This is a genomic window from uncultured Tateyamaria sp. (assembly GCF_947488715.1).
In the GTDB taxonomy this organism is placed as follows: Bacteria; Pseudomonadota; Alphaproteobacteria; order Rhodobacterales; family Rhodobacteraceae; genus Tateyamaria.
Genome location: NZ_CANLAG010000002.1, coordinates 434,815 through 460,566, shown reverse-complemented (window position 1 = coordinate 460,566; position 25,752 = coordinate 434,815). Strand labels below are relative to the sequence as shown.

The 25,752-nt window shown below is 61.2% G+C and carries 20 protein-coding genes and 1 tRNA gene; 10 read left to right on the top strand and 11 right to left on the bottom strand.

All coding sequences use genetic code 11. The annotated features are described in order from the left end of the window. The first annotated feature begins 45 nt into the window (after nucleotides 1-45). The 7 genes from speB to Q0936_RS06510 all read left to right on the top strand — a co-directional run bounded on the left by speB (nucleotide 46) and on the right by Q0936_RS06510 (nucleotide 8,237). The gene (gene speB / locus Q0936_RS06540) at nucleotides 46-1,008 is read left to right on the top strand and encodes an agmatinase (RefSeq protein ID WP_299294856.1); all 963 of its coding nucleotides are present in this window, start codon (nucleotides 46-48) and stop codon (nucleotides 1,006-1,008) included. A 158-nt stretch (nucleotides 1,009-1,166) separates the two neighbouring features. After that, nucleotides 1,167-3,206, top strand: coding sequence for an ASKHA domain-containing protein (locus Q0936_RS06535; RefSeq protein WP_299294854.1), 2,040 nt, complete (start codon nucleotides 1,167-1,169; stop codon nucleotides 3,204-3,206). Continuing rightward, complete coding sequence (locus Q0936_RS06530; protein WP_299294852.1) at nucleotides 3,203-4,054, top strand: methyltransferase domain-containing protein; 852 nt, start codon at nucleotides 3,203-3,205, stop codon at nucleotides 4,052-4,054. The genes Q0936_RS06535 and Q0936_RS06530 overlap by 4 nt, the downstream gene beginning before the upstream one ends. 35 nt (nucleotides 4,055-4,089) lie before the next feature. After that, a tRNA-Gly gene (locus Q0936_RS06525) sits at nucleotides 4,090-4,163 on the top strand. Between the two features lie 95 nt (nucleotides 4,164-4,258). After that, entirely contained in the window at nucleotides 4,259-4,519 is a 261-nt protein-coding gene (gene nrtS / locus Q0936_RS06520; protein WP_299294851.1) for a nitrate/nitrite transporter NrtS, read from the top strand. A gap of 3 nt (nucleotides 4,520-4,522) precedes the next feature. Next, nucleotides 4,523-6,166, top strand: a complete 1,644-nt coding sequence (locus Q0936_RS06515; protein WP_299294849.1) for a sulfatase-like hydrolase/transferase — start codon at nucleotides 4,523-4,525, stop codon at nucleotides 6,164-6,166. Between the two features lie 169 nt (nucleotides 6,167-6,335). Beyond that, the gene (locus tag Q0936_RS06510; protein ID WP_299294847.1) at nucleotides 6,336-8,237 is read left to right on the top strand and encodes a PhoX family phosphatase; all 1,902 of its coding nucleotides are present in this window, start codon (nucleotides 6,336-6,338) and stop codon (nucleotides 8,235-8,237) included. Between the two features lie 74 nt (nucleotides 8,238-8,311). Here Q0936_RS06510 and Q0936_RS06505 read toward each other — a convergent pair whose 3' ends face one another. From Q0936_RS06505 to zwf, 5 genes are all read right to left on the bottom strand, one after another. Next, nucleotides 8,312-9,931: a long-chain-fatty-acid--CoA ligase gene (locus Q0936_RS06505; RefSeq protein ID WP_299294845.1), complete on the bottom strand. Its 1,620-nt coding sequence runs from the start codon at nucleotides 9,929-9,931 to the stop codon at nucleotides 8,312-8,314. A 186-nt stretch (nucleotides 9,932-10,117) separates the two neighbouring features. Then, a complete protein-coding gene (locus tag Q0936_RS06500; RefSeq protein WP_299294843.1) occupies nucleotides 10,118-11,497 on the bottom strand; it encodes a peroxidase family protein in 1,380 nt (459 codons plus the stop codon). A 390-nt stretch (nucleotides 11,498-11,887) separates the two neighbouring features. Beyond that, nucleotides 11,888-13,465: a glucose-6-phosphate isomerase gene (pgi, locus tag Q0936_RS06495; protein ID WP_299294841.1), complete on the bottom strand. Its 1,578-nt coding sequence runs from the start codon at nucleotides 13,463-13,465 to the stop codon at nucleotides 11,888-11,890. A gap of 6 nt (nucleotides 13,466-13,471) precedes the next feature. After that, nucleotides 13,472-14,140 carry a 6-phosphogluconolactonase gene (gene pgl, locus Q0936_RS06490; protein ID WP_299141048.1) on the bottom strand — a complete coding sequence of 223 codons (669 nt, stop codon included), beginning with the start codon at nucleotides 14,138-14,140 and terminating at the stop codon, nucleotides 13,472-13,474. Further along, nucleotides 14,137-15,588, bottom strand: a complete 1,452-nt coding sequence (zwf, locus tag Q0936_RS06485) for a glucose-6-phosphate dehydrogenase (RefSeq protein ID WP_299141046.1) — start codon at nucleotides 15,586-15,588, stop codon at nucleotides 14,137-14,139. Before zwf ends, pgl begins: the two co-directional genes overlap by 4 nt. Nucleotides 15,589-15,785: 197 nt before the next feature. Here zwf and Q0936_RS06480 point away from each other — a divergent pair, with 197 nt between their 5' ends. Further along, complete coding sequence (locus tag Q0936_RS06480; RefSeq protein WP_299294840.1) at nucleotides 15,786-16,727, top strand: radical SAM protein; 942 nt, start codon at nucleotides 15,786-15,788, stop codon at nucleotides 16,725-16,727. A 68-nt stretch (nucleotides 16,728-16,795) separates the two neighbouring features. Here Q0936_RS06480 and Q0936_RS06475 read toward each other — a convergent pair whose 3' ends face one another. Beyond that, entirely contained in the window at nucleotides 16,796-17,065 is a 270-nt protein-coding gene (locus Q0936_RS06475) for an usg protein (protein ID WP_299294838.1), read from the bottom strand. A gap of 193 nt (nucleotides 17,066-17,258) precedes the next feature. On the opposite strand from Q0936_RS06475, the gene gyrA reads away from it, so the two are divergent. Beyond that, nucleotides 17,259-20,003, top strand: a complete 2,745-nt coding sequence (gene gyrA, locus Q0936_RS06470; protein ID WP_299377961.1) for a DNA gyrase subunit A — start codon at nucleotides 17,259-17,261, stop codon at nucleotides 20,001-20,003. Between the two features lie 55 nt (nucleotides 20,004-20,058). Here the strand turns inward: gyrA and Q0936_RS06465 are convergent, their stop codons facing one another. From Q0936_RS06465 to Q0936_RS06450, 4 genes are all read right to left on the bottom strand, one after another. Beyond that, the gene (locus tag Q0936_RS06465; protein WP_299294834.1) at nucleotides 20,059-20,388 is read right to left on the bottom strand and encodes a hypothetical protein; all 330 of its coding nucleotides are present in this window, start codon (nucleotides 20,386-20,388) and stop codon (nucleotides 20,059-20,061) included. Between the two features lie 86 nt (nucleotides 20,389-20,474). Beyond that, nucleotides 20,475-21,950, bottom strand: coding sequence for a carboxypeptidase M32 (locus tag Q0936_RS06460; RefSeq protein WP_299294832.1), 1,476 nt, complete (start codon nucleotides 21,948-21,950; stop codon nucleotides 20,475-20,477). Between the two features lie 3 nt (nucleotides 21,951-21,953). Further along, nucleotides 21,954-23,096, bottom strand: coding sequence for a heme A synthase (gene ctaA, locus Q0936_RS06455; RefSeq protein WP_299294830.1), 1,143 nt, complete (start codon nucleotides 23,094-23,096; stop codon nucleotides 21,954-21,956). Between the two features lie 60 nt (nucleotides 23,097-23,156). Then, complete coding sequence (locus tag Q0936_RS06450; RefSeq protein WP_299141032.1) at nucleotides 23,157-23,885, bottom strand: RNA methyltransferase; 729 nt, start codon at nucleotides 23,883-23,885, stop codon at nucleotides 23,157-23,159. Nucleotides 23,886-24,020: 135 nt separating this feature from the next. Between Q0936_RS06450 and Q0936_RS06445 the strand changes: the two genes are divergently transcribed. Continuing rightward, nucleotides 24,021-24,638, top strand: a complete 618-nt coding sequence (locus tag Q0936_RS06445) for a thiamine phosphate synthase (protein WP_299294828.1) — start codon at nucleotides 24,021-24,023, stop codon at nucleotides 24,636-24,638. A 4-nt stretch (nucleotides 24,639-24,642) separates the two neighbouring features. Here the strand turns inward: Q0936_RS06445 and Q0936_RS06440 are convergent, their stop codons facing one another. Next, entirely contained in the window at nucleotides 24,643-25,740 is a 1,098-nt protein-coding gene (locus Q0936_RS06440; RefSeq protein WP_299294826.1) for a HupE/UreJ family protein, read from the bottom strand. Nucleotides 25,741-25,752 lie beyond the last annotated feature (12 nt).

Genomic DNA, 25,752 nt, shown 5'->3' with positions numbered 1-25,752 from the left:
AAAGGGCGGCTTGCGCGTGCGCGTCGCGCTGCGCAGAGTGCACCCATGACACATGGATATGACAGTGGCCGCCTGAACCTGCCTTTTGTGGGCATTTCGACCTTCGGCAAACGCCCCTACGTGGCGGAGTGGGACAAGATCGACGCCGATGTTGCGATCCTGGGTGCCCCGTTTGATGCAGGCACCCAGTGGCGGTCGGGCGCGCGGTTTGGCCCGCGAGCGGTGCGCGAGGCCTCGACGCTTTTCAGTTTTGGGCATGCAGGTGCCTATGACCACGAGGACGACGCCACCTATTTGCCGGAGGCCGTGCGGATTGTGGACATGGGGGATGCAGACATCATCCATACCGACACCACCGGGTCACATGCCAACATCGAAACCGGCGTGCTGTCTGCGCTGGCGGCCAAGGCCCTGCCCGTCATCATCGGGGGCGATCATTCAATCAACATCCCCTGCATCCGCGCCTTTGAAGGTCAGGGCGACATCCACATTCTACAGATCGATGCGCATCTCGATTTTGTCGATGAGCGTCACGGGGTGCGCCACGGCCATGGCAATCCGATGCGCCGTGCTGCCGAGTGCGCCCATGTCGCCGGGTTGACGCAAGTGGGCATCCGCAATGTCAGCTCGACCGCCAAGGAAGGCTATGCCGATGCGCGCGCCATGGGGTCCGACATCCTGTCGGTGCGGCAGGCCCGTGCGCTGGGACCGAAGGCCGTGATCGACCGCATCCCGGCGGGCGCGCGACTGTATATCACCATCGACATCGATGCGTTTTGCCCGTCGATTGCGCCCGGCACCGGCACGCCCAGCCACGGTGGGTTTCTGTATTACGATGTGCTGGAGATGTTGCAGGTCGCCGCGCAGCGCCACGAGGTTGTGGGCATTGATCTGGTCGAGGTGGCGCCCGACTATGACCCCACCGGATCAACCGCCATTCTGGCCGCACAAGTGTTGATGAACCTGTTGGGTTTTGTCTTTCACGCGCGCGCCGGTGGCACGGAGTGAGGGGGCCAGCCCCCGCCCTTCGGGCCCCCCGGAGTTTATCTGGCAAGATGACGATGAGCCCGGATTTGACGCCAGCGCGTCGGGCGATGTCGTTTGACACCTTTCCCCTGCCCGCACGCAGGCTATGGTAGCGCTCAGGCAAGGTCACCGAGGCGTCCATGAGCACCGATCCACTCGTCGTATTCACCCCGTCCGGCAAGCGCGGGCATTTCCCGGTTGGCACACCGATCCTGACGGCGGCGCGGCAACTTGGCGTTGACCTTGATTCCGTTTGTGGTGGGCGCGGCATTTGTTCCAAGTGCCAGATCACACCGGGTGTGGGTGCGTTTCCCAAGCATGGCGTAACCGTGGCCGACGATGCCCTGTCGCCGTGGAATGCGGTCGAGGAACGTTACAAATCCAAGCGGGGGTTGACCGAAGGGCGTCGCCTGGGTTGTCAGGCCACGGTTCAGGGCGACGTGGTGATCGACGTCCCCCCCGAGAGCCAAGTCCACAGGCAGGTTGTGCGCAAGCGGGCCGAGGCGCGCGAGATCACCATGAACCCGTCGACCAAGCTCTATTATGTCGAGGTTCAGGAACCCGACATGCACGAGCCCTCAGGCGATCTGGAGCGGTTGGTGCGGGCCATCGAGGCCGATTGGGGCATCACCAACATTCATGCGGACCTGCACATCCTGCAGGCCCTGCAACCGGTGCTGCGCAAGGGCGCGTGGAAGGTCACGGTCGCCATCCATCTGGGCGACAATGAGAACGCGCCGCGCATCATGCACATCTGGCCGGGCTATTACGATGGTGCGGTCTATGGATTGGCTGTGGATTTGGGGTCTACGACCATTGCGGCGCACCTGTGCGATTTGACCACAGGAGAGGTTGTCGCCTCGTCCGGCATCATGAACCCGCAGATCCGCTTTGGCGAGGACCTGATGAGCCGCGTGAGCTATGGCATGATGAACGCGGGCGGCGCGGGCGAGATGACGTTGGCGGTGCGTGAGGGCATGAATGCGCTGTTCACCCAGATCGCCACGGAGGCCGAGATCGACAAGGGCCTGATCGTGGATGCGGTGTTTGTGTGCAACCCGGTCATGCACCACCTGCTTTTGGGCATTGATCCGTTCGAGCTGGGCCAAGCGCCCTTTGCGCTGGCCACGTCGGATGCGCTTCGGATGCGGGCCGATGACCTTGATCTGAACATTCACCCGTCTGCGCGGATCTACATTCTGCCTTGTATCGCGGGGCATGTGGGTGCGGATGCGGCGGCTGTTGCGCTAAGCGAGGCGCCGGACAAGTCCGAGGATCTGGTTCTGGTTGTCGATGTCGGCACAAACGCGGAAATTCTGTTGGGCAATGCGAGCAAGGTGCTGGCGTGCTCGTCACCCACTGGCCCGGCCTTTGAGGGTGCACAGATCACTTCGGGGCAACGCGCCGCACCGGGTGCTATCGAACGGGTCGAGATCAACGCCGACACCAAAGAGCCGCGGTTCCGCATCATCGGTGTGGACCTGTGGTCGGACGAAGACGGGTTTCCCGAGGCCGCCGCTGCGAGCGGGATCACGGGCATCTGCGGCTCTGGCATCATCGAGGCGATTGCGGAAATGCGGTTGGCGGGACTGCTGGATGCGTCGGGCCTGATTGGAAGTGCTGCACAGACAGGATCGCCGCGCTGTATCGCGGACGGGCGGACACATTCCTATGTTCTGCATGACGGTACTACGAAAGGCGGGCCGCTGATCACGGTCACCAATCCAGACATCCGTGCCATTCAAATGGCCAAGGCCGCGCTCTATTCCGGGGCGCGTCTGTTGATGGACAAGTTTGGCGTGGACCGGGTGGACCGCGTGGTGCTGGCGGGCGCGTTTGGTGCGCATATCTCGCCCAAACACGCGATGGTGTTGGGCATGATCCCCGATGCCCCGCTGGACAAGGTGACGTCGGCGGGCAATGCCGCTGGCACCGGCGCGCGGATCGCCTTGCTGAACCGTGACGCGCGGGGCGAAATCGAAGAGACGGTGCGGCGCATCCACAAGATCGAAACCGCAATCGAGCCGCGCTTTCAAGAGCACTTTGTCAACGCCTCGGCCATCCCAAACTCTTCCGATCCATTCCCGACGCTCAACAGTGTCGTCACCCTGCCCCAGGTCAATTTCAACACCGGTGGCGACAGCGACGGCGGTGGACGCCGCAGACGGCGGCGCGCATGACCAACGACGATCAGGAAATCTTTTGGAGCCAATCGGCAGGTCCAGCCTGGGTGTTTTTACAGTCGCAGATGGATTGCCTGATGCAGCCGGTGCTGGACTTGGTGCTCGAGGCGGCAGTGCTCCGGCCGGGCGACCGGGTGCTGGATGTCGGGTGCGGCACTGGCGCAAGCGTGCTCGAAGCCTCGGTCCGGGTGGGCGATGGCGGGCATGTGACCGGATTGGACATCGCAGACACGATGCTGGACCTGGCGCGTGCGCGCCTCGCCGATCACCCCAATACGTCGCTGATCAAGGCCGATGCGCAAAACCATGCCTTTGAACCGGGCGCCTATGATGCGCTGATATCGCGGTTTGGGGTGATGTTCTTTGACGATACGGTGGCGGCCTTTGGCAATATGACGCGGGGCCTTGCGCCGGGTGCGGCGTTGACGCTGGCCACATGGGGACCAGCGCCTGACAACCCGTGGTTCATGGAACCGGCCAGTGCCGCGCGTGACGTGTTGGGGCCGATGCCCAAAGTGGACCGCACCCTGCCCGGCCCCTTCGCCTTTGAAGATCCCGCACGGATCATGCCGATGCTGGAACAGGCTGGACTGGTCGATTTGCAATGCGCAACACACGCGCTGGCGCTGACCCCGCGTGGCAGCGTCAAGGATGCCGCAGACCTGTGTTGCCGCATCGGTCCTGCGGACAGCGCGCTGCAGTACTACGAAGCCAGCGATGCCGAACGCGCCATGGTTTCAGACGCCATTGCCTTGCGTTTCGCGCAGTTTGATGGTGCAGACGGGCTGCGGATCCCTGCCAGCATCCACATCTACGAGGCACGCAATCCGCCTGACCGCCCTTGACGCGCCGCGCCAGCACGCCTATCCACCAAGCGCGCGCGGGTATGGTGAAAAGGTATCACGGCAGCTTCCCAAGCTTTAGTTACGAGTTCGATTCTCGTTACCCGCTCCATCGCATCTCACCGGTCATTTGACATAGATCACAGCCATGTGCGCAAAGCGCAATTTGCTTGCGTAAGCCGCGTTGGCCCGTCAAATGGATGTAATATGACATTGCGCTGCACCTCTGACACTGGGTTCTGGACCATTGCCACCGACCGCACGGTTGTGCGGCGTGCTGCCAAGATTGCGCTTATCGTCGGCACGGTCATCGCGCTGATCAACCACGGCGACAAGATGGTCACGGGCCAGATGTCGGGGATGGCGTGGATCAAGTGCGTGCTGACATTCCTTGTGCCATATTCGGTCTCGACCTATTCTTCGGTGATGGCAGTCCGCGACCGGCTGCAAAGCCTTGGGAACGACTGACGCGTGAATATCCTCTTTGTGATGTATGACCAGCTGCGGTTTGACTACCTCAGCTGCGCCGGACACCCGCATCTGCAAACCCCGCATTTTGACCGGGTGGCCGGCATGGGGGTGCGTTTTTCCAACGCCTATGTGCAGTCTCCGATATGTGGCGGGTCGCGCATGTGCTATTACACCGGGCGCTATGCAGCGTCTCATGGCGCGCATTGGAACGGCTACCCCTTGCGGGTGGGCGAGCTGACGCTGGGTGACCACCTGCGCAAGATCGGGATGTCCTGTCACCTGATCGGCAAGACCCACATGAAGGCGGATGCCGAGGGCATGGCGCGGCTGGGCCTTGATGCTGACAGCATTATCGGAGTGCGCACGGGCGAGTGTGGATTTGACCCGTGGGTGCGCGATGATGGTTTGTGGGCGCAAGGACCAGATGGGTTTTACGACGAAAAAAGAAGCCCTTACAACGAATACCTGAAGTCCAAGGGATATGATGGCGAGAACCCCTGGGCGGATTATGCCAATGCTGGCATCCGGGACGGTCAGATCGCCAGCGGGTGGATGTTTGACAACACCGACCTGCCTGCAAACATCCGCGAAGAAGACAGCGAGACGCCTTGGCTGACATCGCAGGCCATCGACTTCATCGATCAGGCCGAAGGGCCGTGGTGCGCGCATCTGAGCTATATCAAGCCACACTGGCCCTATATCGTGCCCGAACCCTATGCGTCGATGTTCGACCCAGAGCACGTGCCGCCCGCCAACCGCGCGGACGGGGAACGTGAGGACGCGCACCCCATTTTTGACGCCTTTATGAACGGCCCTGTGGGGCGCGCGTTTCAGGACGAGGATGTCCGCGCCAAGGTCATCCCCGCCTACATGGGTCTGATCAAACAATGCGACGACCAGTTGGGCCGCCTTTTGGATCATCTGGAGGCGACGGGGCAAATGGACAGCACGATGATCGTGCTGACGTCGGACCACGGTGATTATCTGGGTGATCATTGGCTGGGCGAGAAAAACCTGTTCCACGACCCGTCCGTCAAAGTTCCGATGATTGTCTATGATCCACGCAGTTCCGCAAATGTCACACGCGGCACAGTCTCTGACGCTTTGGTCGAGTCGCTGGATTTGGCGGCGACATTCATCGAAACCGCCGGTGGTGAAGTGCCAAGCCACATCGTTGAAGGGCGCAGCCTGTTGCCCTTGTTGCGCGGTGAAGCCCCGGATTGGCGCAGCTACGTGATCTCGGAATATGATTTCGGCGCGCAACCGCCCGCCGCCCGGTTGGGGTTGGAGCCGCGCGACTGCCGCCTGTTTATGGTGTTTGATGGCCGGTACAAGTTGATGCACTGCGCTGCGCAAACGCTGCGCCCTATGCTGTTTGACCTGGCCGAAGACCCGGACGAGGTGGTCGACCTCGCCAAGGCTGGGAAACATGACGCAGAAATCGCGCGGCTGACTGGCTATCTGCATGATTGGGGTTTGCGCATGTCGCAACGTACGACGAAATCCGAAGCAGATATTGTGGCTATGCGGGGTGCGTCATCTGGCAAGGGCGTGTTGCCATTTATGAAAGACGGCACCGAGGTTGAGGCACGGCTGACGGAGAAATACCGCGGCCCGGCCCGCCAAAACCACCTGCCGGAGTAGCCGCGTCCTTGGATGGACCACCATCGGCGGAGTCACGCCAAGTTTTCCCGTCAGAGGAGAATTTTGTCATCAAGCCCATACGAAACTGTCACAAATGTTTTGGGATGCCCGGCTAATGCGGGCCGAACGCAATATTCAGCGTGAAATTCCAAGCCTCAGGGAGCCAGGTATGAAAGATATCGATCAAGCCGAAATGTCACCGGATGAGTGGGACGAACTGCATTTTCCGCGCGCGGATCACAACGGGTTTGATGATGTCGTCGAAGCAGCGATTTCACGCCGTGGTTTCTTGAACGGCGTTGTGGCCTTTGGGTCGGGTGCTGCGGTCATGGGTACGTCGATGCTCAAGGGGACCACAGCCGTGGCCGGTCAGTCGGACCGCTTTGCCTTTGAACAACTGCCGATCCAGACCGATGGCACGGTGCATGTGCCGGACGGATACGAATGGGAGGTTCTGGTGCGTTGGGGCGATCCGCTGTTTTCCGACGCACCCGCCTTTGACGCTGCAACCGGCGTCCCCACCGAAGGGTCCGACCGTGTGTTTGGCGAAAACACGGATGGCATGGAGCTGTTCAAAGTGGGCAATCACGAACTGCTGGTCGTGAACAGTGAATATGTGAACACCAAGACGAACCTGCCCGAAAACGAAGGTGGCAAGCCCGCATCTGCTGGCGATGTGCTGCGTCTGCAGAACTTCCAGGGCGTGTCCGTCATGGAAGTGACCGAAGGTGAGAACGGCTGGGAAGTGGTTGTCGACAGCCCCTATAACCGTCGCATCCACCACAACACACCCATGGTCATCGACGGCCCCGCTGCCGGTCACGACCTGCTGAAAACCGACGCCGACCCCACCGGCACCGCGTCGCTGGGCACGTTCAACAACTGTGGCTCTGGCCGCACGCCCTGGGGTACGTATCTGACCTGCGAAGAGAACTTTAACGGCTATTTCGGTGCGACCGAAGAAGCGTCGCTGGACGACGTGACGGCTGCCGGGTTCAAACGCTACGGCGTCAAAACAGACGTTGATCCGGGCCGCTACAACTATCACGGTTTCGACGCGCGCTTTGACATCTCGAAGAATCCGAACGAGCCGCACCGCGCAGGCTATATCGTCGAAATCGACCCGGCTAATCCTGACAGCACACCAGTCAAGCACACCGCACTGGGCCGGTTCAAGCATGAGAACGCCGCCTATGCGCTGGCCCCCGATGGCCGCGTTGCCGTCTACATGGGCGACGATGAACGGGGCGAGTTCATGTACAAGTGGCTCAGCCGGGACAAGTACGTGCCGGGCGGCGACACCTCGACCCTGTTGAGCGAAGGGCAACTGTTCGTAGCCCGTTTCGACGACGACATGTCTGGCGAATGGGTGGCGCTGACACCCGCAGCCACCGGCATGTCCGAGGCGGAAATTGCGCTCTTCAGCCGCATCGCCGCATCAGCGGTGGGTGCCACTACAATGGACCGTCCGGAATGGATCGCCGTCAATCCCACCGCGGTGGAGGCCTATTGCTGCCTCACCAACAACAAGAACCGCGGGATCAAGCCCAATGCGGGCGGCGACGACACGGCGGCCAACGGCCCCAACCCACGTGAGGCCAACAACTATGGCCAAATCGTGCGCTGGCGTCCTCATGGCGACAATCATGCGTCAAACACCTTTGACTGGGACCTTTACGTGATGGCGGGCAATCCCACCAATCAGCAAGGCGCCTACAAAGGGTCGTCGAACATCAACGAAGGCAACATGTTCAACGCCCCCGACGGGATGCAGTTCGACACGACCGGCATCATGTGGATCCAGACGGATGGCAATGATGACAATGAGGGTGAGTTCGAGGGCATGGGCAACAACCAGATGCTGGCAGGTGACCCCGTGACCGGTGAAATCCGCCGCTTCCTGACCGGCCCGAACGGGTCCGAAGTGACCGGCCTGACCTGGTCATCGGACAAGCGGACCATGTTTGTGGGCATCCAGCACCCCGGCAAGCCGTTCCCCGACGGTGAAGGGTCCCTGCCCCGGTCGTCCATCGTTGCGGTGAAACGCACAGACGGCGCAATGGTGGGCTGACCCTGCGTTGGAAAGATTGGGGGCACGCTGGTTCGACCGGCGCGCCCCTTTTTCTGTCTCGCCGTGGGGCGACACTAGCCAAGCAGAACCTGCCCGAAATCGTCCCGCAAGTTGCGTTTGAGCACCTTGCCCGTAGCATTGCGCGGCAGGGCATCGGTAAACACCACCATATCCGGCACCTGCCATTTCGCGATTTTGCCATCAAAGATGCTCAGCACCTCTTCTTGTGTCGGGCTTTGCCCTTCGGCGGCGACGGCGATCAGAACCGGGCGTTCATCCCACGTTTCATGCTGCGCGCCAATCACTGCGGCATCGGCCAGCGCCGGGTGCGCAATCGCGATGTTCTCGAGGTCGACCGACGAAATCCACTCGCCCCCGGACTTGATGATGTCCTTGGAACGGTCCTTGATCGACAGATACCCATCCGCGTCGATGGTCGCCACGTCACCCGTATCAAACCAGCCATTCGTGAGCGTTTCGTCCGTGGTCTTTTGGAAATAGCTGTCCAGAATCCAGTGCCCCCGGACCATCAACGCGCCCTGCGCCTCCCCGTCATGGGGCAGCGCTTGACCTGCGTCGTCCATGATCTCCAACTCGACGCCCCACGGCGCGCGGCCCTGGTTTTCGCGCAAAGCATGTTGGTCCGCGATGGGCAGGTCCGCGTGTTTGGCCAGCGGCTGATTGGATGTTCCCAGCGGCGACATCTCGGTCATGCCCCAGGCGTGGATCAACTCGACCCCGTATTGCTCGCGGAACGCTGTGATCATTGACGGCGGACAGGCCGACCCGCCCACAACTGTGCGTTCCAGACTGGCGAGGTCTGAGCCAGACGCCTTGGCCTCGCCCAGAAGACCCAGCCAGATCGTCGGCACGCCAAGCGCAATGTTCACCCGGTATGTGTCGATCAGCCGGACCAGCGATGGGCCATCCAGCCCGGGCCCCGGCAGCACCATTCGCGCACCCACCTGCGCGCAGGCATAGGGCGTACCCCACGCATTCACATGGAACATTGGTACCACTGGCAAAACCACGTCACGGGCGGAATAGCCGATGCAGTCGCGCGTGTTCGAGGCAAAGGCATGCAGCACGGTCGAACGGTGGGAATAAAGAACGCCCTTGGGATTGCCGGTCGTCCCAGAGGTGTAACAGAGCGACGAGGCAGTATTTTCGTCAAAGTCAGGCCAGTCGAACGTGGGCGCGCCCGTGGCAATCAGCTCATCATAGAATTGAAGCCCATCAATCTCCGCTGCGAGCGTATCGTCACGCCCCTCCATCAACACGATATGCGCCACGCCGGGGATCTTGTCGCGGATCGCCTTGACCAGCGGCACAAAGGTGCGGTCGATGAACAGCACGCGGTCTTCGGCGTGGTTAATGATATAGACCAGCTGTTCGGGAAACAGGCGCGGGTTGATGGTGTGACAGACAAACCCTGCCCCTGAGACACCGAAATAGATCTCAAGGTGGCGGCGGTTGTTCCAGGCGATTGTGGCGCACCGGGCCTGGGGGGCTAGCCCCAGCTTGGTCAAGGCGTCACCCAATTGGTGGCTGTTTGCCCCGACACGGCCCCAATCAGTCATCTCGACATCACCGGATGTGTTAACCGACACAATCTCGGTCCCTGCGTGGTAGCGCGCTGCATGGTCCACCAGTGATCCGATGGTCAGGGGGTAGTTCATCATTTGGCCAAGCATCGGCGCCTCCCGCAAAATACTGTCAACGAAACGCCCAACTGCGCGCCCAACCGGCCGCGCGCGTTCCTCCCATTTGGCAACCCTGCCAAGGGGGTGGCGCGCATGCAAGCACGGCGTGCGTGGCCTGCGCAAAGACAGGGGCCGCGCGTGATGCGCGACCCCTGCCCCGGCAGCGTGCGGGTGTGACTAGCCGCAGCGCAGATCGTCGGCGTGATGGATGTGATCGCGGTTGGCTTCGACATAGGCGATCATGCCCGCAAGGATGCTCGGCTGGCCATCGAAACCGTGCCAGGGTTTGAAATGCGGGATGTGCAGGAACGTCGTCGGATCGCGCCGCAACAAGTTGGCAAAGACGGATGCCACCAGCCGCCCGCCTGCGCCCGTCAGTTTGCCGCCGCCATGGGCCTCGGCCTCTTGCAGGCAGTAGAACCAAAGGGGCGTTTTGGTGATGCCCTTGGCCTTGAGGATGTCCGGCACGGCGACCGGCTTGGTGCCAAGGCGCGCCGCCATCTGCTGACCACTGGCCAACTCATAGGTATAGCGGTCGCGCACCATGTTGCGCAGCGCCAGATTGCGCGACTGCGCGAGGGTCAGCGTCTCTTCGATATCGGCCAGTGCGATTTCGGCATGCACAAACGGCAGGTTCAACAACGGCATGCCAAGCGCAGGTCCCACGGGCCGCGCCTTTTGCGACGCCACCGCACCGTTCATGCCAAAGAACATCGCATAGTCGATGTTGCCATCCACCGGACGCGGACCAAATCCGGGCAAGGCAAAGAAACCGCGAGGGGCAACACCATCCGTCAGCGCATATTCGAACTGCGTCGTCGCATGTCCAAACCGGTAGCCCGCCCCGGTGAACTCAACCGGCATCACAGGGGCGTCCCATCCAAAGGCGCTCTGTTCCAGCGCCCAGTCCAAACAATCCTGCGTGACAAAGGCAGGCAGCAATTCACACCACACCAACCACTGATAATGCAGTCGGATAAACCGCCGAACCTCTTCGAAATTGCTGAGCCGTGGGCTGACATGGTCGTGCCAGATGTGTTTCGGGATACCGTCATGGGCGCAGGCCTTGATGTCGTCGGCTTCGGCACCTGCGTCCACACGTTTGCTCATCAACAGGTTGTGCAACTCGATGAACACCGATTGCACCTGCGCGACCAAAATGTTCTCGTCATTGCGCGGGTCACCGATCAGCGCCTTGCCGGCGCACGTCCGCGCCAGATCACGCGGGTTGTCCTTGCGACCATGCACAAGAAACTGCTCGGCCTCGCCCGCGCCATACAGATGCGGCGACGCCTCAGGCCCGGCCCCATACACACAGTCCAGATCAAGGCTGGGCGTGCGCACGTTGGGAATGGTGGCGGGATCAATGCGCGTACCAAGAGCTGAAGTCGCATCGAGCGTGATGTCATGGTCGACGAATTGACCAAAGAACGTCATGCCCGCATCCGCAGGACCGTCGGTGTTTTCCGTGACACCCATGGATTGCGACAGGTCATCAAGCGCCTGAATGACATCCGCATGCGTGATGTTCTTGATCCGCACTGGATTGGCCGGCATGACCCGACCCAATGTTTGCGCAAAGGGTCGCGCGGGCCCCTCACCGTGAATGCATGTTTTCATAAGTTGGTCGAGCCGCGTGAGCCCGTGATGCGTTCCAGCCATAATAGGCCTCCTATGTTTAAAAAAATTTAGGCAAAAATAATTTGCGCCCAACGCAACAATATTGCGTCAAGCCGTCACTACGCAACCACAGGTTAGGTCAGGAATACCTCCAGTCGCATGCGTATTGAGGCGGATTATCGCCGGCCACCGCGCGGATTTGCACCCTGTTCATTATAAAGCGCCGTCAGCACCACAGGCCAAAAACCCGCTGCCGGAGGCAGCGGAAAGCATCGTGTGCGCCGTCAGGCGCGCCTTTCGGTCACAGCCCGCTTGCCGTTCGATCCGTCAAGCGCGGTGTGCGTGCAGATATGCCACCAGGGCCTGCGTGGACCCGTCCTTGCCATCCGCTGTCGCAGTGCCTTCAATCACCGGCTGCAAGGCCGTGGCCAATTCTTTGCCCAACTCCACGCCCCACTGATCATAGGAATTGATGCCCAGAATGATCCCCTCAACAAACACACGGTGTTCATAGAGCGCAATGATCTGACCCAGAGTAAACGGATCAAGCTTGGGATAGATCAACGTGGTGGACGGGCGGTTGCCCTCAAACACCCGGTGGGCCGCTTGGCGTTCCAGCTCCGCACCTTCGAATGAACCCGCAACCTTGGCCCGCGCCTCATCCAGACTGCGCCCGCGCAACAGCGCCTCGGATTGGGCAAAGCAGTTTGCCACAAGCAAATCATGGTGATGCTTCAGCTCTGGCTCGTGTCCCTCACATGCCACCAGAAATTCGCAAGGGATCACAGATGTGCCTTGATGGATCAGCTGGTAAAACGCGTGCTGTCCGTTTGTGCCCGGCGCACCCCACACAACAGGCCCGCTTTGCACCGGCAATGCCGTGCCATCCATGGCCACCGACTTGCCGTTCGATTCCATTTCAAGCTGTTGCAGATAATTGGGCAATTGCCCCAAACGCTGGTCATAGGGCAGCACAGCGCGGGTTGCATGACCCTGAACCTGCCGGTGCCAGATGCCCACCAAAGCGAGCATCAGGGGCATGTTCTCAACGCCTTCGGCCACCTGAAAGTGCCGGTCCATGTCCTGTCCACCGCGCAGGTAAGCACGGAACCCGTCAGGCCCAATGGCCATCATCAAGCTCAAACCAATCGGCCCCCACATCGAATAGCGGCCACCGACCCAATCCTCGAACCCGAACACGCGGGCCTCGGGAATGCCAAAATCTGAGGTCTTTTCCAGATTTGTCGAAAGTGCCGCGAACTGTGCCGAAGGGTCACCGCCGTGATCCAGCATCCAGGCGCGCGCCGTGCGGGCGTTTGTCATCGTCTCGATTGTCGTGAACGTCTTGGACGCCACCACGACCAGCGTGGTCTTGGCATCCAGCCCCTCAAGGACATCCGCGATATGCGCGCCGTCCACATTGGACACAAAATGGCAGCGGGGTCCGTCGTGATAGGGCGACAGCGCCTGCACCGCCATGGCCGGACCAAGATCCGATCCGCCGATACCGATATTGATCACATCCGTGATGGTGCCACTGCGCACCTCGTCCGCATAGGCGGCCATACGGTCAAGCGTTGCCAGCACGTCCGGCATCACATCGACACCGTCCACAACAACGGGACCACCATCAAGATTGCGCAGAGCAGTGTGCAAAACTGCGCGCCCTTCGGTTTCGTTGATCTTGGCACCGCTGAACATCGCATCACGCCGCGCGGCAACGCCCGACGCGTCAGCAAGCGCAAGCATCGCCGCGCGCGTGTCCGCGTCTATGTTGGTCTTGGCATAGTCAAAGCGCATGTGCTGCGTCTGGACGGAAAATGCCTCTGCGCGCGCCTCGTCAAAAAGGCCAAGGATCGACCGGTCGGCCACTGCGGCCGCCCGCTGTTTCAGATCATTCCACATTGTCTCTTACTCCGCCCAGTGGACTGTCAGCCCATCCATAACCGCCCGGATCGGCGCATCCGTGACGCTCGACCCTTGTGCCCGCTCCAGCGCGGCACGCTTGTCTGATCCAAAAATCACGAGGTGTTTGGCCATTGCACCCGCAAGGGCCGGCCCCGAAAATGAGATCCTCGGTTCCTGCCCTGCCACGGTCACAGGAACGACCAGAGGAGCATCCGCCGCAAGCATCGCCTCAAGCCCCTCGGCACCGGGAAACAACGAGGCGGTATGCATGTCCGCCCCCATGCCCAACAACAACACAGAGATCGGCATATGTTCGGCAAGGCGCTCCGACAAGCCCGGCGCCGCCGACGCCGGTGTTTCGCCCACCTGATGGAATGGCACAAACTGGGCCTGTTCCGCGCGGCTTTGAAACAGGCGTTCGCGCAAAAGCTTGGCGTTGGACCGGTCGTGGTCTTCTGGCACCCAGCGTTCGTCGCTGAGCAGAACATGGACCCGCGCCCAATCAACATCCGCAGCACAGAGGCTATCAAAAATCGGGCCAGGTGTCGTACCGCCCGGCACCACAAAGGACGCAGACGCATGCACCAGCAGACAATTCTTCAACTCGCTGGCCAGCACATCTGCCAGCCCCATGGCCAGCAATTCGCGGTCAGGATATTCGATCAGTTTCATGGGGCCACCTTGCGCCAGACACGTGTGTCGCGGGCGAGCATCTGCACGGCATCCACCGGGCCCTCGCTGCCGCTGTCATAGGTTTTTGGCACATCACCGCGCGCATCCCAACCGTCAATGATCGGATCAGTCCAGGCCCAGGCCGCCTCGACCTCGTCCCCGCGCATGAACAAGGTCTGGTTGCCCCGGATCACGTCCATAATCAAACGCTCATAGGCGTCGGTCTGATCCGCGCCGTCCTCGCCCAACGCATCGGCAAAGGTCATGTCCAAAGGCACATCCACCAACCGCATACCACCCGGTCCCGGTTCCTTGATCGTCACACCCAGCGTAATGCCCTCGTTCGGTTGCAGACGGATCGACAGCACGTTGCGGTGGTCCTGCTGTTCGCCAAAGATCGAGTGGTTCAACTCCTTGAACACCACGGTGATCTCACTCGACCGCGCCTTGAGACGCTTGCCGGTACGCAAGTAAAACGGAGTGCCCGCCCACCGCCAGTTCGAAATCCCGACTTTCATCGCAATGTAGCTTTCGGTGCGCGACCGGGGATCGCCTGCCTCTTCACGGTATCCCGGCCCCTCATCACCCGCCTCATATTGTCCGCGCACGATGTGATGCGGCTCCACCGCGTCCAGCGCGCGGATCACCTTGAGCTTTTCATCGCGCACCGCATCAGGGTCGAACTTGGACGGCGGCTCCATCGCGATCAGGCACAGCAACTGCATCAGGTGGTTCTGCACCATGTCGCGCATCGCACCTGATTTGTCATAATACTCGCCGCGTCCACCGACACCCACCGTTTCAGCCACAGTGATCTGTATGTGATCGACATATTGGCTGTTCCACAAAGGCTCAAACAGCATGTTGCCGAACCGGACAGCCATCAAATTCTGCACCGTCTCTTTGCCCAGATAGTGATCAATGCGGTAGATCTGGCTTTCGTCAAAGTATGTCGCCAAATCCTTGTTTAGCGCCTTGGCCGAAGCAAGATCACGCCCAAACGGTTTTTCGACCACGATCCGGCTCGCCTCATCGGTCATGCCGTGCGCATTCAACCGCTGCGCCAAATCGCCAAAGAGGCTGGGACCAACCGAGAAATAATAAGCGCGCACAACGTCATCGCGCATCAACCCGGCCAGATCGGCCCACCCCTTTTCCCCACGGGCATCGATTGGAACATAGTGCAACCGCTCGAGGAAACCGTCGAGCGTGCCGTCTTCGCAAGCGCGGCCGCCGCCAAATTCGGCAATCGCTTCGGCGATAAGCGCGCGATAACCCGCCGCATCCATATCCGCACGTGCCGCGCCAATGATACGTGCCTCCTTGGGCATCTGTCCGGCACAGAACCGCCGGAAAAGGCCCGGCAAAATCTTGCGACGGGCCAGATCGCCCGTCCCCCCGAAAATGACAAGGTCAAAGGGATCAACGGGAATGACGCGCGACACCATGGCGTAGGCTCCTCAGAAATGTTTGCGCAAACATAAGCAAGATCAAAAGCATACTCAACGCAGGAAACGCATGCATCGACGCTTGCGACCATATGACTATCACAAAGCTGTCACCGCGTTACAGACACGGTTTCCACTTGCCTGCCCGCGCCTTACCTCTACTGTCCGATGCACCGATAGAACGACTGGACGTACCGATGAAAGACCTCGCCAATCTGGGCAAGTTTGAAGACCCCGAATTGACCGCCAAAGGCGAAGCGCGGGCCAAGGTATCCCTGTCCAAGCCCGAGACGCTGTGGTTCAACACCGGCACCTTGTGCAACATCTCATGCACCAATTGCTATATCGAAAGCTCGCCGACCAACGACGCACTGGTCTATATGACCGCCAACGAAGTGTCGGATTATCTGGACCAGCTCGAAGATCGCCAGTGGAATGTCCGCGAGATTGCTTTCACGGGCGGTGAACCGTTTATGAACCCCGCGTTTCTGGACATGCTTGGCCGCAGTCTGGTGCGTGGTTATGACGTGCTGGTGTTGACCAACGCCATGGCCCCGATGATGCGTCCCAAAATCAAGGACGGTCTGGTGGAGTTGGTCGAAACCTATGGCGACAAACTGACCTTCAGGATCAGCCTCGACCACCATGCGCCGCATGTGCATGATACCGAACGCGGCGTTGGCACCTTCGACAAGACAGTGGCCGGGATCAATTGGCTGGCCTCCATCGGCGCACGGCTCGCGGTGGCCGGACGGATCGAAATGGCGGAAAGCGAAACCGAGGCGCGCGATGGCTATGCGGCGCTCTATGCCAAATACGGCTGGAACATCGATTCACGTGACCCCGGCATGACCGTTTTGTTCCCTGAGATGGACGCGCGCGTCGAAGTACCGGAGATCACAACTGACTGCTGGCGCATCCTGAACAAGCACCCAGAAGCGGTGATGTGTTCATCTTCGCGGATGGTGGTCAAACGCAAAGGCGCGTCGGCGCCGGCGGTGCTGGCGTGCACCCTGCTGCCCTACGACCCGCAATTCGAACTGGGCGAAACGCTCGCCGATGCGGAACGGGATGTGTCGCTCAATCACCCGCATTGCTCGAAATTTTGTGTGCTAGGTGGCGCGTCCTGTTCGGCCTGATGCGCACGGCCACCGGGTGTGGTGGGTGGGCGAATTTGCAAAGCAAAGAGTGCACCAACCACACCAAATCAATGTAGCGTAAATTCACCCGAGACATGCCGCCACTCGCCTGGCCGGATCATTTTGCGATGAGTGAAACGCACGGAATGCAGCAGTCCTTCAATCTCCGTTGCCCAGAATTCAATGAACTGAAACAGCCGTGGATGATCCGGCGCCAGATCATAGTCCTGCCAGACAAAGGTGTTCAGCACGTGGGAATAGTCGGGCATGTGATAGAACATCTCTGCCGTCGTCAGCCCATACCCCTTTAGCATCAGTTCGGTTTCACTTTCGGCCATGTTTTGGCTCCTTTTTTGACCACTCCCATCCATCTCAACCCGGAAAAGATTAATTTTCAACAAAAACAACATCCTAGCACCGCTTGTCCACGACTGCTAACAGCCGCATCGCCGCGCCCATTGCACCTTATCTGTGGTTTCTGATAGACTGCACCGCAAGATATAGAGCCACGCAAAGAACGGGCAGGCCCACGTGAACGACACGCCACAACCCCCTGAAAACAATGACGAAATGACGCCTCCTGAGCGGCCTGCATATGACGGTCCAACGGTGTCCATCGAACAAGAAATGCGCACGTCCTACCTGGACTATGCCATGTCAGTCATCGTCAGCCGCGCTATTCCGGACCTTCGGGACGGCTTAAAACCTGTGCACCGGCGCATCCTCTACGCCATGCACGAGACCGGCAACAGCCACGACAAGTCCTATCGCAAGTCCGCACGCCCCGTAGGTGACGTTATGGGGAAATACCACCCTCACGGCGACTCTGCGATCTATGACGCGCTGGTACGCATGGCGCAGGACTTTTCGATGTCGCTGCCGCTGCTGGACGGCCAGGGCAACTTTGGCTCCATGGATGGCGATAACCCCGCCGCCATGCGTTACACCGAAGTGCGCATGGACAAGCCCGCCGCCTACATCCTTGCCGATATCGACAAAGACACTGTCGATTTTCAGGACAACTATGATGGCAAGGACCGCGAACCCACCGTTCTACCCGCCCGTTTCCCCAACATGCTGGTCAACGGTGCGGGCGGCATTGCCGTTGGTATGGCCACCAACATCCCGCCACACAACCTTGGCGAAGTGGTCGACGCCTGCCTGGCCCTGATCGAGGATCCAGACCTGAGCAGCGAACAGCTGATCGACTATGTGCCCGGCCCCGACTTCCCTACGGGTGGCATCATGTTGGGCCGCTCCGGCGCGCGCAAAGCGTACCTCGAAGGGCGCGGCAGTGTCATCGTCCGCTCTAAGACCCGCGTCGAGGAGATCAGGAAAGACCGCTATGCCATTGTAATCGATGAGATTCCCTATCAGGTGAACAAGGCCACGATGATCGAACGCATCGCCGAGGCCGCGCGTGATAAGCGCATCGAAGGCATCAGCCACGTGCAGGACGAATCCGACCGCAACGGTGTCCGCGTCGTGGTCGAACTCAAGCGCGACGCCACCGCCGAGGTGGTGCTGAACCAACTGTTCCGATTTACACCGATGCAGACGTCCTTTGGTTGCAACATGCTTGCCCTGAATGGTGGCCGACCTGAACAGCTCACGTTGCGCCGTTTTCTCACCAGTTTCATAGACTTCCGCGAGGAAGTTGTCGCGCGCCGTACCGCCTACGAGTTGCGCAAGGCGCGCGAACGCAGCCACATCCTCTGTGGTCTGGCCGTTGCCGTCACCAATATCGATGAGGTCGTGGCGACCATCCGGCAATCCGCCGACGCCGCCGCCGCGCGCGCTAAACTGATGGAACGCCGCTGGCCCGCGCAGGACATCCTGCCGTACATTGCGCTGATCGACGATCCGACCCACACGGCGAACGAGGACGGCACCTATAACCTCAGCGAAACGCAAGCCCGCGCGATCCTCGATCTGCGTCTGCAACGTCTGACCCAGATCGGCGTCAAAGAAGTCACGGACGAACTTGAAGAACTGGCAGGTAAGATCAAGGAATACCTCGAAATTCTGGGGTCCCGCGAACGGATCATGGGCATCATCGCCCATGAGCTGAAAGAAACTCGCGACCTGTTCGCAGTCCCGCGTCGCACCGAGATTGTCGACTGGTCCGGCGACATGGAAGACGAAGATCTGATCGAGCGCGAGGACATGGTCGTCACCGTGACCTCCGGCGGATATATCAAACGCACGCCGCTCGCCGATTTCCGCAGTCAGAAACGCGGCGGCAAAGGTGTGTCGGGCATGCAGACCAAGGAAGAGGACGTGATCACCACCCTATTCGTTGCCAACACCCATACGCAGCTGTTGTTCTTCACCACAGACGGCATGGTCTACAAGCTCAAGACCTGGCGCTTGCCGCAAGGTGGACGTACGTCCAAGGGCAAGGCGATCATCAACATCCTGCCGATCCCCCAAGGGGTCAGCATCGCCGCCATCATGCCGGTCGACCGGGATGAAAAGGAATGGGATGATTTGCAGGTCGTGTTTGCCACAGACCACGGCACCGTGCGCCGCAACAAGCTGTCGGATTTCACTAATGTGAAGGCCAACGGCAAGATCGCGATGAAGTTTGAGGGCGACAGCGAGGGCTGGAAACTGATCAACGCGCGCATCGCCTCGAACGATGACGATGTGATGCTGGTCACAAACGCCGGGCGCGCCATCCGCTTCCGCGCCGATGACGTGCGGGTGTTCAACAGCCGTGCCTCGACCGGGGTCCGGGGCATCAAGCTGTCCGGCGACAACCGCGTGGTGTCAATGTCCGTGATCCGCCATTTCGAGGCAACGTCGGACGAACGCGCCGCCTATCTCAAGATGCGCCGCGCCATGGCGGGCATCGCTGACGACCCGGACATGACCGACGACGAAGGCGGCAATGCCGACATGCCCCTGCCACAGGACCGCTATGCCGAGATGTCGGCGGCCGAAAACCTGATCCTCACCATCACTGCAGGGGGTGCGGGCAAACTGTCATCCTCACATGACTACCCGCTGCGCGGACGCGGCGGCATGGGCGTGACGGCATGGGACAAGCGGATGCAGACCGGCGATATCATCGCCTCGTTCCCGGTGGATATGGATGATCAAATCATGCTCGCCACGTCCAAGGGTCAGTCGATCCGCGTGCCCGTGGACGGCATCAGCTTCCGCTCGCGCAGCGCGGGCGGGGTCAAGGTGTTCAACACCGGCAAGAACGAAGAAGTGGTAAGCGTCGCCTGGATCGCAGATCAGACCGAAGACGACGACGCAGAGGAATGATCCGCTGCGCCTGAACGGAATGAGGAAGGCCAATGGCCTTCCTCTTGTCGTTTGATCAGTTGGTTGTGGTCGTGGACGATCCGCCATCCGACGCCAGAGCAACCAGTACGATGGCGGCAGCCGCAATCGCGCCCGTTGTTGCCAACGAACCACCCAGCAACTGACCATTCACCACATTCAACCGCTGGCAGCGGCGCACCAGTTGGCCGTTCACGGTCTGAATGTCGGGCCGGCAGTTGTAGGTCTCACCGTTCGCGCCGGTCACCTGGACGCTGTACACGGGATCGCCAGATGCACCCACCACGGTCTGTTGTGTGGTTTCCTGCGCGGCCAGCGGCGCACCGATCACGGACATGACGGCAACGGCCTGTAGCATGCGTTTCATTCTGTTCACTCCACTCTTTAAGTTTACGTGAACAGAACAAACCCAAAGCAGGATGCGGCGTAATGGGGAATTCCGCCGCGCGCGCGTCACAAATCGTAAAGCGCGGTGAATTTGGTCTTTAGATAGGCGATAATGGGCTCTGGACCCGGCGACATTCCGCTTGCGCGCGTGATCACATCCCTGGGCTCAAACAAACCACCATGGGTTTGCAGGTTGTCTCGCAACCACCCGGTTGCCGCCGACGTATCGCCACGGGCCAACTGATCGTCCAGTGTGGGCACCGCCGCGCGCAACGCTTCATAGAGGCATCCGGCATAGACATTGCCCAGGCTGTACGTCGGGAAATACCCGAACAGGCCTACGGACCAGTGCACATCCTGCAACACGCCATTCGACGCCTTGTCGACGGCATAGCCGAAATCGGCGGCAAATCGGTCGTTCCACGCGGCCTCCAAGTCCGCCACTTGCAAGTCACCCGCCATCAGTGCGCGTTCCAGATCGAACCGCATCAGGACATGCAGGTTGTATTGCACCTCATCCGCCTCGGTACGGATATAGCCGTCGGACACTTTGTTGACGGCGGCATAGAACGCATCCTCGTCCGGAATTCCGAAATCGCCAAACGCGTCCCGCATCTGACCAAAAAGCCAACCGGTGAACGCGCGGCTGCGGCCCAATTGGTTCTCATAGATGCGGCTCTGGCTTTCGTGCACCCCCATCGACACGCCACGCCCCAGCGGGGTCAGCAGGTGTTGCGCATCAATGTTCTGCTCATAGCAGGCGTGCCCAACCTCGTGGATGGTCGAATAGAAACAGTTGAACGGATCGGCCGGATTGGTGCGCGTGGTGATCCGCACATCCAGGCCCGACCCGGACGAGAACGGATGCACGGCCTTGTCGATGCGACCGTGCCCGAGATCATAGCCAAAAGCCTGCGCCAGCTTACTGCTCAGCGCCAGTTGCTTGGCTTCGTCAAATGTGCCGCTGACGCCCCTGGGCGCGGGTTTGTCGAGGATTGCGGCCCGCAACTCGGTCAGTGCGGGGCGCAATGCGCCAAACATCGCCTCAAGATCGGCAGCTGTCGTACCCGGCTCGTAATCGGCCAACATCGCATCATAGACATCACCGCCTGCGGCCAGTGCCGCCCCTTCCTCGCGCTTGAGGGCCACTACTTCTTCGAGCACCGGGGCGAAGGCTGCAAAATCATCTGCCGCTCGTGCCTCTGCCCAAGCACCTTGCGCGGCGGATGTCACCCGCGCGATGGTCGCCGCCAGATCCCCCGGCACCTTGGACGCACGATCAAAGCTGCGACGGATTTCGCGCACACGCGCCGCGCCTACGTCGTCCAGTGTCGCAGGATCAATCGCCGCCAGCCAGTCGCCTACGCGTGGATCGGTCCGGCGGGAATGCAAGACGCCCTCCATCGCGGCCATCTCCTCGGCGCGCTGCGGTGCGGCCCCGCGCGGCATGATCGTCTCCTGGTCCCAGCCCAGCCGCCCGGCCACCTGCGACAGCGCCTGCGTGTCGTGATCAAAGGCCATCAGGTCATCATATGCAGTCATCGGTCAGGTTCCTCGAATGGATGTGGCAACAGGATAGGCAGACAGGAACCGCGCGCGCAGGATCAACACCCACAGGATCACGGCCAGCAGCTGGTGCAGGATCGCCACCTGCCACGGCGCGGCATAAAGAACGGTGACGATACCCAGCACGATCTGCAACGCCATCGCGGCCATGACCGCGTTGAACGCAAAACGCGTGCGCGGATGGGCCGACCGCCGCCCGCGCAGCCACACCACCACCGCAAAGGCAAACAGCAGGTATCCCGTCACCCGGTGCACGAACTGCACCAGACCGGGACTTTCAAACAGGTTGCGCCACCAGGGCTCGAGGATCAGCGCCGTCGCCGGAAACACCTGCCCGCCCATCAGCGGCCAATCAGTATAGCTACGCCCGGCGTCGATCCCCGCCACCAGCGCCCCGATCAGGATCTGCAAAAACGCAAAATGCATCAGCCCGGTGGCGATCGAGAACAGCCGCGCTTCCTTGCCGCGCCTGGCCTGCATCAGGTCGCGCTCCGTCCGGCCCATGTGGAACACATACCACGCGATAAAGCCCAGAATGACAAAGGCCAGCCCAAGATGCGTGGCCAACCGGTAGCTTGCCACATCCACCATGCCCTCGCCCGTGGTCACACCACTGGCCACCATCCACCAGCCGATGGCCCCTTGCAGACCACCCAGCACGCCCAGGCCCAGCAGGGGCAGCGTCCAGCCCGTCGGGATCTTGCGCCGCAACAGGAACCACAGGAACCCGATGACCCAGACCACGCCGATCACGCGGCCCAGCTGGCGATGGCCCCATTCCCACCAATAGATTACCTTGAAATCCGACAGCTCCATCCACTGGTTCTGGATGCGGAATTCATCGATGGCCTGATATTTCTCGAACTCCGATTGCCAGTCGGCGGCATTCATCGGCGGTATCGCCCCGGTCAGGGGCCGCCACTCGGTGATCGACAACCCGCTGTCCGTGAGGCGGGTCAAACCGCCCACCGCGATCATCAGCACCACCAGCCCGAAAAGGATCATCAGCCACACCCGGATCGCACCCCGTGCGCCGCCACGGCCTGCGTCAATCACACCTGCCTGCGCCACCTGTTTCTCGGTGGTGCCCACCTCTTCGAAAATGCTGCGGTTCTTTGCCATGCCAGCCTCATCTGTCGTGTCAGCGGGCAACCTATGTCCGCAGGGCGGGCGCGTCCAGCGTCAGTCGCGCGTGGCCCACCGGACCATCTGACGCAGCATCCCGTGCAGCGTCTGCACATCCGCCCGCGTCAAGGGCATCCGGCTCCACATGTTGCGCAGGTTGACTCGCATGCTGGCGGCCTTGTGGTCCGGGAAAAAGAAACCCGCCGTGTCCAGCCGGTCCTCGAAATGGCGCGCCAAATGCTCCACCTCGTCCGCCGTCGCCCACTGCGTGCCGGCCATCTCTGTGCTGTGCGCAGTCACGTCACCCGCCGCCCGCATCCACTCATAGCCCACCAACAACACACATTGCGCCAGGTTCAATGACGGAAATTCCGGGTTCACCGGGACCGAGATCAACGCGTTCGCCTGCGCGATGTCCTCATTCTCCAACCCCGCGCGTTCCGGCCCGAACAACACCGCCACATGCGCGCCCTCGCCCATGCGCCGCGCCGCATCCGCCATCGCCGCCTCTGGGCTCAGAACCTCCTTGGTCAGATCCCGCTGCCGCGCGGTCGTGGCATAGACATACGTGCAATCCGCAACCGCCCCCGCCAGATCATCATGCACTGTCGCCGCATCCAGCACCCGGCCCGCACCGCTGGCCATCGCCACAGCAGCAGGGTTGGGCCAGCCATCGCGCGGATCCACGATCCGCATCCGGTCCACGCCAAAATTCAGCATCGCCCGGGCCGCCGCCCCGATGTTTTCGCCCATCTGGGGCCGTGTCAGCACAAATGTCGGTGTCATGGCCGCCGTCTACCCCATCGCTGCGGCGCACCACAATCCCTTCATTGTTCCCAAAATATGCGCGCCGCAGGCATAAAAGTTTTCTTTCCCCGCCACATCCGCTAGAGCAGGCCAAAAGGAACAGGACACCCAACGATGGACGCACCCGAGCAGCCGCAACTCTACCTTCTGACGCCGCCGGTGTTCGAGCTGTCGCATTTCCCGGATCAGCTGGCCGCCGTCCTCGACGCCCACGACATCGCCTGCATCCGTCTGGCCCTCGCCACGCAGGACGAAGACCGGATTTCCCGCGCCGCCGACGTGTGCCGCGAAGTGGCCCACGCGCGTGATGTGGCGATCGTGGTCAACGACCACACCGCACTGGCCGAACGGCTGGGCCTCGACGGCGTGCACCTGATGGACGCGGCCAAATCCGTGCGCGATGCACGCAAGGCGCTTGGCCCCGACGCCATCGTCGGCAGCAATTGCGGCACGTCGCGCCATGCCGGGATGAGCGCGGGCGAAGCCGGGGCGGACTACATTTCTTTCGGTCCGCTGACCGCCGTGGCCGACGGCACCGTGGCAGATGACGATCTGTTCCAATGGTGGTCCGAGATGATCGAGGTGCCTGTCGTCGCCGAAGGCGGCTTGACGCCCGAGATCATCGCGCGCCTCGCTCCCATCACCGACTTTTTCGGCATAGGCGAAGAAATCTGGAACGCGGACGCACCAGCGCAGGCGTTGGCTGATCTGACGACCGCGCTGCGCCGCTAGCGGGTTACAGGAACACCCGTTCCACCACCCAATAGGCCCCAATCGCGGCAATCACGACCGATGCGGGCACCGCAATCGCTGTGCGGTACCACGCCTTGGACGCAAACCAGCCCACGGCCAGGAACGCCAGCGCGATCACCGTCAACTGCCCCAACTCGACCCCAATGTTGAACCCGATCAGCGCCGGGATAAACTGCCCCTGCGGCAGGCCGAACTCGCCCAGCACCGACGCAAACCCCAACCCGTGCAACAGACCAAAGCCAAAGATCACCAGAGGTCGCCACTTGCTCAAGCCACCTTTGGCAAAGATGTTTTCCACCGCGACATAGACAATCGACGCCGCAATCAACGGCTCCACGATGCTGCCGGGCACATTGACCAGCCCCAGCGCCCCCAGCGCCAGCGTCACCGTATGCGCCAGCGTGAACGCGCTGATCTGCCACAAGAGCGGACCCAGCCGCGTGGAAAGGAAAAACAGGCCCAACACAAACAGGATGTGATCCAGCCCCTTGGGCAGGATGTGGTCAAAGCCGACGGGAATGTAGTCCACAAAGGTCTGCCAACCGGTTGCCGCATCGCCACCGGCCAGCGCGATCGCGCCGCTGGTCTCTCCGCCCCCGATCAACCCGGTGTAGGGCGCCTCGACACCTTGCTGACGCAGGACCAGATCACCCGCACCCGCAGGCCAGGCCACCGTAACGGTCGCCGCATCCGCAGGCACCGCCCCGGTCAGAACAAGGTCTGAAATCCGCGGCAGCTCGATGTCCGTCACGTCCGGTACCGTCACCGCCTCAACCGACAGCGCAACAGGCGTGCCGCTCACGGACAAGAGCGGCTCGGTGTTCCAACTTGCGATCAGCGCATCCACCCGCGCGGCCACATCCGCCGCGGTCAGCGCACGCAAGGCATCATAGTCGGCGGCGTTCTCGGCCGCATCAGTGTCTTCCACTGCATCCAGATCGATGCCAGACAGCTGCGCCTCAAGGTTCACCCGCATCTCGATCCGCGCGGCACCATCCGCCACGGTCAGATCGGCGATGGTGGGCACAACCTCGTGAGCCGTGGCCATTCCAGCCCAGAAACCCAGCCAAAGGGTTGACATCACGGCCCAAAA

Coding starts and splice junctions, on each gene's coding strand:
- speB (WP_299294856.1), top strand. CDS start 46: ATGACACATGGATATGACAGTGGCCGCCTGAACCTGCCTTTTGTGGGC.
- Q0936_RS06535 (WP_299294854.1), top strand. CDS start 1,167: ATGAGCACCGATCCACTCGTCGTATTCACCCCGTCCGGCAAGCGCGGG.
- Q0936_RS06530 (WP_299294852.1), top strand. CDS start 3,203: ATGACCAACGACGATCAGGAAATCTTTTGGAGCCAATCGGCAGGTCCA.
- nrtS (WP_299294851.1), top strand. CDS start 4,259: ATGACATTGCGCTGCACCTCTGACACTGGGTTCTGGACCATTGCCACC.
- Q0936_RS06510 (WP_299294847.1), top strand. CDS start 6,336: ATGAAAGATATCGATCAAGCCGAAATGTCACCGGATGAGTGGGACGAA.
- Q0936_RS06505 (WP_299294845.1), bottom strand. CDS start 9,931: ATGCTTGGCCAAATGATGAACTACCCCCTGACCATCGGATCACTGGTG.
- Q0936_RS06500 (WP_299294843.1), bottom strand. CDS start 11,497: ATGCCGGCCAATCCAGTGCGGATCAAGAACATCACGCATGCGGATGTC.
- pgi (WP_299294841.1), bottom strand. CDS start 13,465: ATGTGGAATGATCTGAAACAGCGGGCGGCCGCAGTGGCCGACCGGTCG.
- pgl (WP_299141048.1), bottom strand. CDS start 14,140: ATGAAACTGATCGAATATCCTGACCGCGAATTGCTGGCCATGGGGCTG.
- zwf (WP_299141046.1), bottom strand. CDS start 15,588: ATGGTGTCGCGCGTCATTCCCGTTGATCCCTTTGACCTTGTCATTTTC.
- Q0936_RS06480 (WP_299294840.1), top strand. CDS start 15,786: ATGAAAGACCTCGCCAATCTGGGCAAGTTTGAAGACCCCGAATTGACC.
- Q0936_RS06475 (WP_299294838.1), bottom strand. CDS start 17,065: ATGGCCGAAAGTGAAACCGAACTGATGCTAAAGGGGTATGGGCTGACG.
- Q0936_RS06465 (WP_299294834.1), bottom strand. CDS start 20,388: ATGAAACGCATGCTACAGGCCGTTGCCGTCATGTCCGTGATCGGTGCG.
- Q0936_RS06460 (WP_299294832.1), bottom strand. CDS start 21,950: ATGACTGCATATGATGACCTGATGGCCTTTGATCACGACACGCAGGCG.
- ctaA (WP_299294830.1), bottom strand. CDS start 23,096: ATGGCAAAGAACCGCAGCATTTTCGAAGAGGTGGGCACCACCGAGAAA.
- Q0936_RS06450 (WP_299141032.1), bottom strand. CDS start 23,885: ATGACACCGACATTTGTGCTGACACGGCCCCAGATGGGCGAAAACATC.
- Q0936_RS06445 (WP_299294828.1), top strand. CDS start 24,021: ATGGACGCACCCGAGCAGCCGCAACTCTACCTTCTGACGCCGCCGGTG.
- Q0936_RS06440 (WP_299294826.1), bottom strand. CDS start 25,740: ATGTCAACCCTTTGGCTGGGTTTCTGGGCTGGAATGGCCACGGCTCAC.